At 32.4% G+C, this 14,353-nt stretch carries 13 protein-coding genes and 2 pseudogenes; 11 read left to right on the top strand and 4 right to left on the bottom strand.

Features of this window, described 5'->3' with window-relative positions; all coding sequences use genetic code 11:
- Positions 1–61 precede the first annotated feature (61 nt).
- On the top strand, positions 62–874 hold the full coding sequence (locus tag ABH955_RS05585) for a MerR family transcriptional regulator (RefSeq protein ID WP_404490944.1): 813 nt from the start codon (positions 62–64) through the stop codon (positions 872–874).
- Positions 875–1,013: 139 nt separating this feature from the next.
- Here the strand turns inward: ABH955_RS05585 and ABH955_RS05580 are convergent, their stop codons facing one another.
- Positions 1,014–1,730 carry an SDR family oxidoreductase gene (locus ABH955_RS05580; RefSeq protein ID WP_404453824.1) on the bottom strand — a complete coding sequence of 239 codons (717 nt, stop codon included), beginning with the start codon at positions 1,728–1,730 and terminating at the stop codon, positions 1,014–1,016.
- A gap of 194 nt (positions 1,731–1,924) precedes the next feature.
- On the opposite strand from ABH955_RS05580, the gene ABH955_RS05575 reads away from it, so the two are divergent.
- The 9 genes and pseudogenes from ABH955_RS05575 (at position 1,925) to ABH955_RS05535 (ending at position 9,132) form a co-directional block, all read left to right on the top strand.
- Positions 1,925–2,263 carry a winged helix-turn-helix transcriptional regulator gene (locus ABH955_RS05575; protein ID WP_404490943.1) on the top strand — a complete coding sequence of 113 codons (339 nt, stop codon included), beginning with the start codon at positions 1,925–1,927 and terminating at the stop codon, positions 2,261–2,263.
- 237 nt (positions 2,264–2,500) lie between these two features.
- On the top strand, positions 2,501–3,364 hold the full coding sequence (locus tag ABH955_RS05570) for a serine/threonine protein kinase (protein WP_404449841.1): 864 nt from the start codon (positions 2,501–2,503) through the stop codon (positions 3,362–3,364).
- A 69-nt stretch (positions 3,365–3,433) separates the two neighbouring features.
- Positions 3,434–4,186: a class I SAM-dependent methyltransferase gene (locus ABH955_RS05565; protein WP_404453821.1), complete on the top strand. Its 753-nt coding sequence runs from the start codon at positions 3,434–3,436 to the stop codon at positions 4,184–4,186.
- Positions 4,187–4,255: 69 nt separating this feature from the next.
- Positions 4,256–4,357 (top strand): annotated as a pseudogene (locus ABH955_RS05560) (alpha/beta hydrolase); the annotation flags it as partial.
- 117 nt (positions 4,358–4,474) lie between these two features.
- A complete protein-coding gene (locus ABH955_RS05555) occupies positions 4,475–5,269 on the top strand; it encodes a VOC family protein (protein WP_404490942.1) in 795 nt (264 codons plus the stop codon).
- 116 nt (positions 5,270–5,385) lie between these two features.
- Entirely contained in the window at positions 5,386–6,093 is a 708-nt protein-coding gene (locus ABH955_RS05550; RefSeq protein WP_404453815.1) for a phosphotransferase family protein, read from the top strand.
- A gap of 158 nt (positions 6,094–6,251) precedes the next feature.
- Positions 6,252–6,848, top strand: a complete 597-nt coding sequence (locus tag ABH955_RS05545; RefSeq protein ID WP_404453812.1) for a TetR/AcrR family transcriptional regulator — start codon at positions 6,252–6,254, stop codon at positions 6,846–6,848.
- Between the two features lie 203 nt (positions 6,849–7,051).
- A complete protein-coding gene (gene lpdA / locus ABH955_RS05540; RefSeq protein WP_404453810.1) occupies positions 7,052–8,431 on the top strand; it encodes a dihydrolipoyl dehydrogenase in 1,380 nt (459 codons plus the stop codon).
- Between the two features lie 245 nt (positions 8,432–8,676).
- Entirely contained in the window at positions 8,677–9,132 is a 456-nt protein-coding gene (locus ABH955_RS05535; RefSeq protein WP_219302350.1) for a cupin domain-containing protein, read from the top strand.
- Positions 9,133–9,246: 114 nt separating this feature from the next.
- On the opposite strand, the gene ABH955_RS05530 is transcribed toward ABH955_RS05535, so the two are convergent.
- Entirely contained in the window at positions 9,247–10,224 is a 978-nt protein-coding gene (locus ABH955_RS05530; RefSeq protein ID WP_404449850.1) for a phosphotransferase enzyme family protein, read from the bottom strand.
- A 330-nt stretch (positions 10,225–10,554) separates the two neighbouring features.
- Between ABH955_RS05530 and ABH955_RS05525 the strand changes: the two genes are divergently transcribed.
- Positions 10,555–11,631 carry a helix-turn-helix domain-containing protein gene (locus ABH955_RS05525; RefSeq protein ID WP_404449852.1) on the top strand — a complete coding sequence of 359 codons (1,077 nt, stop codon included), beginning with the start codon at positions 10,555–10,557 and terminating at the stop codon, positions 11,629–11,631.
- A 70-nt stretch (positions 11,632–11,701) separates the two neighbouring features.
- On the opposite strand, the pseudogene ABH955_RS05520 reads toward ABH955_RS05525, so the two are convergent.
- A pseudogene (locus tag ABH955_RS05520) lies at positions 11,702–13,392 on the bottom strand (M3 family oligoendopeptidase).
- A gap of 17 nt (positions 13,393–13,409) precedes the next feature.
- Complete coding sequence (locus tag ABH955_RS05515) at positions 13,410–14,348, bottom strand: DMT family transporter (RefSeq protein WP_404447855.1); 939 nt, start codon at positions 14,346–14,348, stop codon at positions 13,410–13,412.
- Positions 14,349–14,353 lie beyond the last annotated feature (5 nt).

The following is a 14,353-nucleotide window of genomic DNA, read 5'->3' as shown; positions in this document are numbered from 1 at the left end:
CAAATGTCATTGTTTAAGCTTAAGTTGAGCTTCGAATAATTGTAATAAATAGGAGGAACTAATGTTCAAAATAGGAGATTTTTCAAAACTATCTTCCATTAGTATACGTATGTTGAGACATTACGATAAAGTGGAATTATTACAACCAATAAAAGTCGATGAGCAAAGTGGTTATCGATTTTATTCAGCAGCCCAATTAAAGAAAGTAAATCAAATTCAAGTGTTAAAAGATATGGGATTTAATATTGCCACTATTAAAGAATTAGTAGAGAGTGAAAATATTGAAGTAATAAAGTCACAATTTGAAAATCGTAGTGCTCAAGTAAAGGAAGAAATGGACGATCTCAAAAAACAATTACGTCTCCTCGAAGACTCAATGAAAACGATGAGAGAGGATGTTATTGAAATGAACTATCATGTTTCATTAAAAGAAATTCCAGAAAGAAATGTAGCAAGTGTTAGAAAGGTTATTCCATCGTATAATTGCGAAGGGGATTTATGGAGTATATTGATGCAAGAAATTAATGTTAAAAATATTAGTATAGCTAATCCGAGTTATAGTATTGCTACATTCCATGATCAAGAATATAAGGAAAATGATGTGGATGTAGAAATACAGATAAATATTTTAGGGAAGCATGAAAATACAAAAGATGTTAATTTCAAAAAGATAGATCCATCCTATGTAGCTTCAATAACAGTTAACGGAAGTTATGAACAAATGACAGCTGTAAATGAGGCGGCAGCAAAATGGATTGAAACAGAAGGTTATGAATTAGCCGGACCGATGTTTAATATTTATCACGTTAGTCCAGCGATGGAATCAGATCCTAATAAGTGGGTTACAGAGGTTTGTTATCCGATAAACAAATAAACAATAAAGTAAAAAAGGCATCGTATATGCCTTTTTACTTTATTTCCATCTGAAAATATTTAGCACAAAGGACTCGTTGATTAACCATAATAGCCTCCTTAATACTAGTTAATCTAAGGAGGCATTGAATTGTTATAAATTAATGATATGTGTATCCTCCATCAGGAAATAATACATTACCTGTAGTAAAACCATTTTGCATTAAATACAGGACAGTATGTGCAATTTCATCATTATACCCAGGTCTCTGTACAAGAGAAAGAGATTTATAATCTTCATAAGCAGCTAGTCTTTTCTCATTTTGTTCATTCTCTCTTCGTATCGTTCCAGGAGAAACAACATTAACTCTAATAGGAGCTAATTCAACAGCTAAAGCTTTCCCTAAGCTTTCAATAGCACCATTACAAGCGCCATAAGCAGGTGCACCTTTAAGTGGTCTTTGACTAAATGCACCGGACATTAACACGATAGATCCAGATTTTGAAAGAAAAGGAATCGCATATTTTACGGCGTAATATTGTGGCCAAAACTTTCCGATAAAGCTGCTTTCAGCAATTTCCTCTGTAGCGGTTATTGGTCCAAGTGTGTAAGAGGCTCCCGGTGTGAATAAATGATCAAAATTCCCAACTGTCTTGAAAAAATCTTGTAATTGGTTTTTATTTTGATTATCCAATACATAAGTTTGAAGATGGTTGTTATTTATTATTTCTCGAGCAGCCTTTAGTTTTTCTTCCGAGCGCCCTGCAATAATAACATGTGCACCTTGTCCGATTGCTTGTTTTACTGTTGCTAATCCAATACCAGAGCTTCCACCAATGATAACGATATGTTTATCTTTTAATGCAGTAATAGACATGATTAAACATCTCCCTTAATATAAGATTTAAAATAAGTTGTGTTAATTTTATTATTCGTTAAAAAATGACTATTGAAAAGTACGCACTTTATATGTACTTAGTCGCTAATTTCGTACTAATCGCTTGTTATATGGATACATAATATAAAGAATTATTCATTATAATTTATGATTTGAGGGGAGTGGTGAGGAAAATGAATTTAGGGGAACCGAAATTAAAAGGGGTAATAGCAACATTACAAATAATCGGAGGTAAATGGAAACCACTCATTTTATTTATATTATTAACAGATGGAACGAAACGGTTTGGTGAATTAAAGCGATTAATACCAGACATTTCTCAAGGAACATTAGCGAAGCAGCTTCGTGAATTAGAGCACGATCAACTAATAAAACGCGAAATTTATCAAGAAATACCACCTAAAGTGGAATATAGCTTAACTGAGCATGGAAAAACAGTTAGTATTGTTTTGGATAGTATGTGTGGTTGGGGAAGAGGACATTTAGAATATATCGATAAAAACAAACTATAATATTATTATGTAAACTGCTTGTGCGCATGGTATATATTTTTCTTATAATTTGTATTTTATAATATATAATAGAAAGTAAGAACATTGTGGTAGTTATTGAATGAAATTAAGGGTCGATATTGGAAAGGAGTGATGTTTTATGAATAAACAGAAGAAAACAAAGTATGAGGTAAAAATAATTTGAGTATGCGTATCATACCTCTATAAACTACGTTCGCTCAAAGCTAGGAGCAGCGCATGATAAATATTACAATAGGAAAAAATCAATACCCAATAACATTAGCTGAGGATCATAATTTTGATTGGTTAAAGGGTGTAGAAATATTTACTGTTTTTGATCAACAAGATTCAGGAAATATTAGTTTTGGTATTATTGAAAATGGACATCGTTACTTTTTGAAGTATGCCGGTGCTCGTAATTTAGAATATAAAGGTAATGTAGAGGACGCAATCCAACGACTAATGAAAGCAAAAGAAGTGTATGAACAAATTAAACATCCTTTACTAGTTCCATATATTAATTCCATTCAAATGCAAAATGGATTTTGTTTAAGGTTTCATTGGATTGATGGGGAATGCATGCACAATCATTGGGACTTTACACCGTTTGAAAAGCACCACGCACCAAATTCGCCGTTTGTAAAGCTTAGAAAATTATGCGTGACGGAGAGACTTAACATATTGACACAAATTTTTGAGTTTGCAGCATATGTGGAGTCACTAGGATATGTCATGGTTGATTTTTATGACGGTAGTATTTTATATAATTTCGAGCAATCAAAACTGACGATTTGTGATATTGATTTTTTTCAAAAAGCACCTGTATTTAATGAAATTGGGGAGAATTTCTGGGGAGCAGGTCGTTTCAAAGCATCGGAAGAATATGAACTGCATGCACAAATTACAAGCGAAACGAATGTGTATGTACTAGCTGGAATTGCTTTCGCTTTTATCGGCGGAAAAAATGATAAAAGCTATGAAAAATGGGAAAGCATACAAGAATTATATAATATATGTAAAAAAGCGCTACATAAAGAAAAAAATAAAAGGTATCGCACTGTTCAAGCGTTTCATGAAGCTTGGCTTGCATATATAGAATAAATAATGGATGGCTCATTTTTATTAGACAGCTAAGGAATATAAAAGCATCAACAAAGGGGAAAACATAAAATGAACGAATTAGAGTACAAAAACTTTTATGATAAAGTAGGCAGATTAAATGGATGGGATTTTAGTAAAATAAAATGTGAAACTGTAGGAGATTCATGGGACTTTTATGGCGAGGTAAAAGAAAGATGCAAGTCATCACATATTTTACTTGATGTTGGTACAGGTGGAGGAGAAAATGTACTTAACATAGCATCTTCAGCTGCATCACTGATTGGAATAGATAATTCTAATGGAATGATCAAAACAGCACATTTTAATTTGAATAAAGCAGGTGTACAAAACGTTGAATTTCTCCAAATGGATTCTGAAGTTTTAACGTTTCCGCATGCTCATTTTGATATTGCTTCAAGTTGTCATGCGCCGTTTGTAGCATCTGAATTGGCAAAAGTAATGAAAAAAGGTGCTTTTTTCTTAACACAACAAGTTAGCGAATATGATAAATTAAATCTTAAAGAAGCATTTGGTAGAGGGCAATGCTTAGGTGAAAGAGATGGTACGTTAAAAGATAAGTATATGGGTGAACTTATTAGTGCAGGATTTGAACTCGTGCAAGTATGTGAATATGATGTAACCGATTATTACAGTACTCCTGAGGATCTCATTTTTTTATTAAAACATACGCCTATTATTCCTAGATTTGGAGAAAAAGAAGAGGACTTTAATATTTTACAAAAGTTCATTGACGCTAATAGTTCCGAAAAAGGTATTCGTACGAATTCAAAAAGGTTTATGATTATTGCTGTTAAATCATAGTGTATTTTAACGTAAAAGCTGATTTTCTTTAAAAGAAAATCAGCTTTTTTTGTGGAAAAGAATGCAGGGAAAACTGGCAGTATAGTAAAAGTAATTCCTGATACTACACATTTGTTACACTGGGATAAACCAGAAGTTGTTATAGCGGAAATAAAAAGTAATTGGAGCTAACATATTCATACTAAAGTTGTAGTTTTTACATGAAAAATCCACCCTTCGGTTTGATTTTATCTATTTATAAGTGTAATACAATAAGAATAGATAGTAAGAAACAAGGGGGAATGTAGTGTGATTACACATATATCAGATATAAAACTACAAACGGTTTCCATAGAAGGGGTAAAACAAGTTTATAAAGACATATTATCTTTTCCAATAAAAAAAGAAACCGAATCATATATTCAATTTGAAGTAACACCGTATACAACAATTAGTTTTCAGGAAGTATATGAACCAATTGCACCTGCGCATTTCGCTTTTGAGATCCCATATTCAAAGTTTCATGAAACGGAAAAATGGCTTAAAGAGTCTGGATTACTCATTGTGAAATGGAAAGATGGTCATACAATTGGTGAGGAGAATGGTCTATTCAATTTATACTTTAAAGATGGTGATGGAAATCTTCTCGAAATTATTGCACATAGTTATGTTAAAGAAGATGTATTAGTCCCGCATTCACCGTTAAACATTTTATACGTAAGGGAAATTGGTCTTCCGGTTAAAAGTGTACCTGTATTTACGGAATGGTTGAAATCAAATCTAGACATGAAAACGAAGGAAGATGGGGATATTTTCAACTTTGTTATAGGTGGCACTGCATATATCATCGCAACCTGGTGGCAGCGACCTTGGATTCCCATTGCGATGAAAGCTTTACCACCGAAAGTACATGTTACATTCGGAACACCGGATCATGCGTTTTTACAACAAATCCAAAATAATTTTAAGAAAAATAGTGTTCCATTTGAAAGTAAACAAAATGAAATATCATTTATTCAACAAGGGTATTCATTTTCTGTTTTGCATACACCAGAGTTTCATTCCGATATTCCTAGAAAATTAAACTTACCACTTTCTATATAATTATAGGTAGGGGTAAGTTTTTTTAATTTTCATGAAGAAGGGTATCAGTATAATTACACTGAATTTATAGAGGACTATAAGGCGTTATTCTAATTTACTGTAAGGAGAGAAATGAATTGAATCTAGGAAATCCGATAGCCAAAGGAAATACGGCTGAAATTTATCTTTGTGATAATAAAGTTGTGAAATTGTTTAAAGAATACCTCCCTAATACAGAATCTCTATACGAAGCACGAAAACAAAAGTATGCATATTCATGTGGTTTACACGTTCCTAAAGTATTTGAAGTTACAGAGATACAAGGTAGACAAGCTATTATTATGGAATATGTAGAAGGGGAAAGTGTTGGTGAGCTTTTGCTTAATAATTTGAGTAAAGCGGAGCATTATATAAGTATATGTGTTAGTGAACAACAAAAAATTCATGCTATATCTGTGAGCTCGGATGAAATAGAACCGATGGAAGAAAGGCTTTATCGTCAAATTAACTCCGTACATGATCTGGATGAAAAACAAAAGGGAAATATATTAAAAAAGTTAGATTCAATCACATTTGAACCTAGAGTATGTCATGGTGATTTTCATCCGTTTAATTTAATTATGAGTAATGGTGATGTGAATATTATAGATTGGGTTGATGCTAGTTCAGGTGATATTCGTGCAGATGTGTTTCGGACATACTTATTGTATTCACAGAATTCAGTGGAATTAGCTGAAATGTATTTACATATATATTGCAAAAAAACAGGTCTATTAAGAGATGAAATTTTCCAGTGGGCTCCTATAATTAGTGCAGCTAGACTGGCAGAGACTAAACCTCTGTAAATAAAAGATGTTTTTCATGTATTTATTCTGATTCTTGTAAGGATGGTGTATCATTTGTTTTTTACTCATTGATATTCCCTGTTATTTTTTTCTTGCTAATTCTTTTCGGTTTGTCATATACTTAAAAGAGACCAAACGTTTTCTTTTAGGAGGACACAATGCGTAAAGGTGAATTAACAAAAAGAATGATTCTTGATCGTTCCTCTGCTCTGTTTAATGTAAAGGGCTATAGTGGTTCTTCAATTTCTGATATTATGCGAGAGACTGGGCTAGAGAAGGGCGGTATTTATCGTCACTTTAAAAATAAAGATGACTTGGCTGTTCAAGCCTTTCAGCATGCAACTTCACAAATGGGAGTGCGTTATGTCGAAGAGATAAAAAAAGCATCCAATACGTTGGATAAGTTAAAAACTTTTATTTCAGTTTTTACATCTCTCATTCATAATGATCCTCTTCCTGGAGGGTGTCCAATCATGAACGTAACGTTAGAAGCAGATGATTCCCATCCTCTCATGGCAGAACAAGCACAGATAGCGATGAATCAATTACTTGGAATAATTGAAAAGATTATTACGTATGGAATTGAGCAAGGAGAGTTAAAATCAGATACTCAAGCAAAACAGATTGCTATCATCTGGATTTCTTCTCTTGAAGGAGCACTTGCATTGTCACGCTTATACCAAGATACAGTTTATATTGATACAGTATCGTCACGACTTTTAGATGAATTGGAAAAACAAATTACGGCCAAGTAAGCCGTAATTTTTATCGCAAAAAAGAGACTGTTCGGTTTCTTTTTTGAGGGGGTGATCACTTAATAGAAATTCCATGATGGAACTATGAAAAAACGGATGAGAGAAGAATGGTACTAATACAAAATAGTAAATTGAAAAATGTGTAGAATATGAACGATTTCGGCCTACCTGTTTCTAATTTTTGGAGGAGTGTGAAAAAGGATATGAGAGAAATAGAAACAATCGTAATTGGCTCTGGACCTGGAGGATATGTTGCTGCAATAAGAGCTTCACAATTAGGGAAACAAGTGGCAATTATAGAAAGAGAGAATCTTGGTGGCGTATGTGCTAACGTCGGCTGCATTCCATCTAAGGCACTTATTTCTGTAGGTCATCGTTTTGAGGAAACAAAGCATTCAGAAAATATGGGGATTTTTTCTTCTGGTGTAAATGTGGACTTCGCAAAAGTACAAAAATTTAAAAACAACGTTGTAAAGAAATTAGTAGGTGGTGTAGAAGGGTTATTAAAAAGCAATAAAGTAGAAGTGATAAAAGGTGAAGCTTATTTCATGGATGCTAACACTATACGAGTAACCAATAAAGATGCAACTCAAACATATACATTTAAAAATGCAATTATAGCTACTGGATCACGCCCAGTTGAAATTCCAACATTTAAATTTACAAAACGTGTGATTAACTCTACAGGTGCACTTAGTTTAACTGAAGTTCCAAGTAAATTGGTTGTAATCGGTGGTGGTTACATTGGTACTGAATTGGGCTCTGCTTACGCTTCCCTCGGTTCTATAGTAACAATTATTGAAGGAGGTAAAGATATTTTAACTGGCTTCGATAAACAAATGACTCAAATTGTGAAAGAAGACCTTATAAACAAAGGTGTTACAGTAATAGTAGATGCATCCGCTAAAGGTGTAGAAGAAGTTGAAAATGGTGTAATTGTTACCTACGAAATTGGTGGTGAAGAAAAGAAAGTTGACGCTGATTACGTATTAGTAACGGTTGGCCGTCGTCCTAATACTGAAAATATGGGTTTTGAAAAAATCGGTATTGAGTTTTCTGACCGCGGTTTATTAAAAGTTGATCAACAATGCCGTACTAACCTTCCGAACATTTTTGCTATAGGAGATATCATTGCTGGTCCACAGCTTGCACATAAAGCATTTTACGAAGGGAAAGTAGCTGCCGAAGCTATCTCTGGTGAACTATCATTTGTTGATTACTTGGCAATTCCAGCAGTTTGTTTCACAAATCCTGAATTAGCTACAGTTGGTTATGCTGAAGAGCGAGCAAAGGCAGAAGGCATGGAAGTAAAAGTGATTCAATCCCCATTTTCAGCAGACGGTCGTGCACTTGTATCAAATGAAGGAAAAGGGTTCTTGAGGCTATTGGTGCGTAAAGAAGATGGTGTATTAGTAGGTGCTCAAATCGTGGGAAATGGTGCATCAGAAATAATTGCCGAAATGGGTTTAGCAATTGAATCAGGCATGACAGTTGAGGATATTGCATTAACACCACATGCTCAACTAACTTTAAGTGAGATTGTGATGGAAGCTGCTGAGGCCATAATTTACAATTTTAAATAAATATTAATTAATAAAAATTGGATTGCTTCGTTTTTTAGAAATTCTAAATAAAATAAATGTAGAGATAAATAAATATGTAAAAAACAATCTTTACTAATAAACTTCTTAATAACATATTATGGCTAATTGAGCCGTTTTTTTACCGCAAAAAGAGACTATTCGGTTTCTTTTTGTGAGAGGATTTATTCATTTATTAGAGAATAAAAAGTGAAATTATGGAAAATAAATATGAGAGGAGAATACAAATGAGTCAATTTGTTAATTCAACAATGGAAGGTAAAAATTTTAGTGCTGTTCAAGTAGGAAAGTGGGAGGATCTGCTTCAATATAAAAATGGAAATCCATTTAAAGCTCCTGGAAAGGTATTTCTTAAAGATGACTTACAATGTACAGGGATGGAAGCTTCACTAAATGTTTTCCCTCCAGGCATTTCAATGCCCTTTTATCATAAGCATAGAGAAAATGAAGAGCTGTATATCTTCGTCAAAGGACAAGGGGAATTCAAGATTGATGATGAAATCCTTGAAATCAAAGAGGGTACTGTCATAAGGGTGGCACAAGAGGGGGAAAGAATTTGGCGTAACAATTCAAGTGAACCTCTTTATTTTATTTGTATTCAAGCTAGGGCAAATACTTTGGAAGAAAGTAATATCGAGGATGGTATTAAGCTAGATAAATCCGTTGAATGGATTGAAAAATAGGTGCCACTGTACGATTAAATATCGTTTCGCTCCTTGTATTTTGTCTTTTGAAGAAAACTTATCTATAGAAAAGTACACCCAATTGTTAAACTGAATGTAACAATTGGGTGTACTTCATAGGAAACCAACTGTGTTTAAAGAATGGCTTTTTTCAATCTTTATTCTATAAAGGTTCATTATCCGTACTTGCTCCTCAGTTAACTCTTCTTTATTCCAATACATATGCATTAAACTATATTCGAATATCTCCTTTAATTTAATAAACAATGGAAGCTGCTCTATCATTTCTTTAGGTAGATCATTTTCCTCCTGGTATCCGTCGATTATTGCTTTTGTAATAGAATTCTCATAGTCGACTATGTTGCCATTCCCAACGAAAGAATATTCTATCGCGCTATAGACTGGAATAGCTAAATCGAATATGTAAAAATGTTTTTCACAGTCTTGAAAATCAATCATTGTTAAATTTAAATCATTGTCCACTAATATGTTTTCTAACCATAAATCTCCATGAATTAAGCCGTAATTTGAAGTGGACTTTGGCAGCTCCTTTATAGAAGTTAAAACGTCAGATGCAATTTCTCTTATAGTAGTTTCTTCTTTTGGGATATAGTTAAGAAAATTATACTCTTCATTTTCATACCAATCGTTTATATGATTTACCGGTTGAACTCTTTCAAAGTCTTTAGATATACGATGTAATTTTCCAATTTGTTGACCGAGCTTTTTAAATACATTAGAATTCCATTCGTTTCTTGGTAAATGTATACCAGGAGCAGCTTTATATAATACAGCAAAAACTTCTTTGTCTAAGGTTATTTTCTCTACTAAATTCGCCTTTAAAGAAGGTATTATTGGAGGGACTCCTAAGCCCTTTTGATATAAAAAGTTCGTATATGTAACTTCTTCTAATTGCTCTTCATATGTTTTATAGTTTGTAATTCTAACGAAGTAAGTACCTTGTGCTGTGAGACATTGATACATTTCATTTGTTATTGGTGTCATTTCAATAAAATCCAATGGATATAGTTTATTAATTAGTTTAAGTATCTCTTTTTCTATATTATTCATTTTAACTTCCTTTCCAAACATAAATTTTCCACTCACAACACTACTAGTTCCTTAACTTACAAATTTCGTGTTTTATTTGGTAGAATCCTTTAAAAAAGATTTATCCCGTAAAAACCCGATTAGTATGGGATAATAATCAGTGGGGAGGAAGAAACTCCCCACTGATTAAAGTTTCACTTTATTGGAAAGTTAAGTAAATGTATGACAAAATAAGATAGCTGAAAAAATATGAAATGAGTAATTACATATGATATTTAAAGGTTCTAGAGAGTGGTTAATGTTATAAACCACAAGAAATATCAAAAGAAAGAAGTGGATACTTCTTATAATTTTTAGTGAGGAGGGGGATAAATGAATGAACATATACAGCTAATGATTGAATGGATTGAGGGCAATTTAAAAAAGAAGTTTTCATTAGATAAATTATCTAATTATATGGGATATTCTCCTTACTTCTGTTCGTTTAAATTTCATCAAGTAACAGGGATAAGTATTAGACGATATATTCTTCTTAGAAGATTGTATTTATCAACGGAAGATTTGACGAATGATAGAAAGATAATTGATATCGCATTTGATTACGATTACTCTTCGCAAGAGGCTTATAGTAGAGCATTTAAAACTGTTTTTGGTATAACCCCAGGAAAATTCCAACTTAACAAAATACCGGTTCAATCATTTATTAAACTCTCAATCAATGATGGCAAGGAGTGGGATAGAATGAATTTTTCTAGAAAAATTGAAGTTGATCAGTTACGAAATGCGAAGAGTGAGCTGTTTGATAAAGATGTACTAAATATATTAAATGGTCAATTTATGTATGAAGAATTTAAAAGTGAAAAACTAATGGGGGAGTCTGATTACGCTCCATTTAATGAAGCTATGTGTGTAAATACGACTACTGCACAGATTTTTGATGATGAGTTTATTAAAACAAGGGCAGAAGGACACCAAGGTACTGTAGAAAATTATACGAAAAAGGTTATTCATCCTTTAGAGAATCTTTTTAAGAAAGAGTATAAATGTATTGTTTTATGGTTCGGTGAAGATATGTTTTGCCAAATGAATCTACTTACAGTACTTTCTTACCTTGAACAGTCTGGTTATAAGGGAAAAGTATACTTAAATAGCTTCAGAGAGGATGAATTTAAAGTTAGTCAAATTGGACTTGAATTAGGGAACTATTTTTCTGTTTACAATGAAGTTCTAGTAAATCATAAAAAGCCATCTCATGAGGTACTACCTGTAATGTATCAGGCGATAGATTTATATTTAGAAATGCTAAAAGAAAATAATGTAGTAGTAAAGTATATCTCCAAAAATAAAGATTTACCAACACAAGAGTTATTAAAAAGGTTATTTAATCTTTTTCCAACAATAGGATATGGGGACCTACAATATATAGAGCTTATTAATAAAGCGAGATGAAAATTGAAACTAATTAGAAGAGAATACAGTAAAAAAGATGCGCCTATACTTTTAGGTGCATCTTTTTTACTTATATTTGTTCAAGTAAATTTAATTCTTCTTCTACAAATGCCATTAAATCTTTAATTGTTTTTCCAGAAAAATCAAAGTGAATGCCGGCTGCCTCATACACTTCTTTAATAGTCTTTGTACTACCTAAAGACAATGCTTTTTTATAATTTTGTAGTGCTTGTTTAGGATTCTCTTTATATTGTTTATACATTTGCAGTGCACCGAGCTGTGCAATCGCATATTCGATATAATAGAATGGTACTTCATAAATATGTAGTACAGGTAACCAGCCATTTGCAAACCAGTTTTCATAACCATCAATATTTACTACACTAGATTGATAAGTTTTCTGAAGCTCTAAGTACTTTTCATTTCTTTCCTCAAAAGTATGATTTGGGTTTTCGTAAAGCCAGTGTTGGAATTGATCAACTATTAGCATACCTGGAAGATAAGTAATAATATCTTTAAAGAAGTTAACTTTTGCTTGTTTCAAATCTTTTTTATCTTTATAGAATGCATCCCAATATTTTATCGAGAATAATTCCATTGTCATACTAGCTAATTCAGCTGTCTCAGCGGGGATTTCTATATATTGTCGTATCTTTAGTTGCTTTATGCATTCATTATGAATGCTATGGCCCATTTCATGAATGAAAGTAAGGATGTCATCTTGTGTATAGTTAAGGTTCATAAAAATAAAAGATAATTGAGAAGCCGGTAAGTACTCACAAAAACCACCAGCTGCTTTTCCTTTACGACTTCTTAAATCTAAGCAATTATGTTTATGCATTCGGTTTAGTAGTGCTGAAAATTCAATATCTAGCTTATTGAAGATGTGAGTGCTTTTTTCAATTAACTCTTTTTCATTTTGAATAGGTTTTAACACTTTTTGATTGGGAGCTACAGCTGCTACATCCCATGGACGAAGGATATCCACTTGAAGTTCAGCTTTTTTCTCATTTAATATTTTATCTGTAAGTGGCACAACATATTGTCGTATTGATTCAGCCAGTTCATAGCAATCATCAGCCGTATAATCAAAACGTTCATATTTTTTAAACATATAATCACGATAATTATCTAATTGAATGTTTTTTGCCTTTTGGTGACGGATTGCAATTAATTCATTTAAAATATGTTGTAAATTATTTTCAACAGATAAGAATTTTTCAGAAATGAGCGTTTTTGCTTTTTTTCGTATATCACGATTCGGATTTTGTAAGTAAGACTGTAGTTCAGTAATTGTTTTTTCTTCGCCATCCCATAGTGCAGTCAAACTGCCTGTAATTTCGAAGTACTCGGTTACTAATTTGTCTTCTTTTACTTCTAAATCAATGTTTTTTCACAAAATAATGTTTGCGCATTTTTTATTTTTTTATCTAGTAAGCTATAAGTTTTTGGATCAAGTTGCATTCGAAATGGTGACTCTAAATATTTATTATCAAATGAATTTTGATAACGTTTCAAAAGAGGCCTTACATATTGTTGATCATATTCAAACGTATCTTTTATTTCTTTGTTATCTGTATTACATTGAAAGTCAATATAGTGTGATCTTAATTGTTCTTCGATTTCCCATATTAATTTCGACTGTATTTTCAGCCGATTTTCTAAATCTTCTCCTGAAGAAATGGGTTTACTTAATAAAGTAGACAATTCGTTTTCTAGCTCATGTATATTACGGATATCGATCGTATTAGAGTTCTGCATTATTTACCCCTCACTTTTTATTTACTCAAGGAGGTATTCTTCTTTTTCGCTATGATTCCTTTTTTGCCTAGAAAATTTGTGCCTATTACTCCAAGAACAATCATAAGTGTACCGACAATATGATAGTAGGAAATTTGCTCCTGTAAGAATACAACGCCTGCGATAATGGTAATAAGTGTAGATAAGTTGCTAAAAACACTTATTTTCGCTGCTTCAATATAAGATAATGAATAGTTTAATAACAATGCTGTTAGTAAGGAAGATAATAATCCTAAATATAAAATGGAGATAAGGAATGTTCCATTCGTAAATGGCTTAAAGTATACAGTTATTGTACCTTTGTTCATATGGTCAATGATTGCGATGAAATTAAAACTAATAAAACCGATTGCTGTCATTGTGTATGTTAAATCCATTAGCTTGAATTTCTTTGTCATTTTTCGAGCTAATACATTATAGCAAGCAGATGATAATGCCGATAATAAAATGAGGATAACACCGATGAAGCTCGTTTCATGGGCCCCTATACCATTCATAACAAATATATAAATGACACCTATGACAGAAATACATACTGATGTTTTTTGCCATGTATTCGTATATTCTTTTAAAAAATAGGAAGCTAGTATCATCGTAAATATAGGGATCGCTGCTTGTATAATTCCAGCTTCAGATGAACTTGTATATACTAAGCCAAATGCTTGGAAAGCAAAGAACAATGCTGGATAAAATATTGCGAGTGGTAAAAGTGCAAGTATGTTTTTGAGTGAAATATTTAACTTTACAAAACCGAAAATAACCGGAATGGTTGCTGCTATGAAGGCAACTGTAAAACGGTGAGCCAGAGTATCAAGAGGACTCGTAATGGTTAGTGCTAGTTTCACAAACATAAATGAAAATCCAATAATAAATGAATAGAGTAATGCTGATATATATGCTTTTGTTGTATTTTTCATAATTT

Source organism: Bacillus sp. RC240 (genome assembly GCF_044907945.1).
Classification (GTDB): domain Bacteria; phylum Bacillota; class Bacilli; order Bacillales; family Bacillaceae_G; genus Bacillus_A; species Bacillus_A mycoides.
This window is presented reverse-complemented; position numbering and strand designations above follow the sequence as displayed.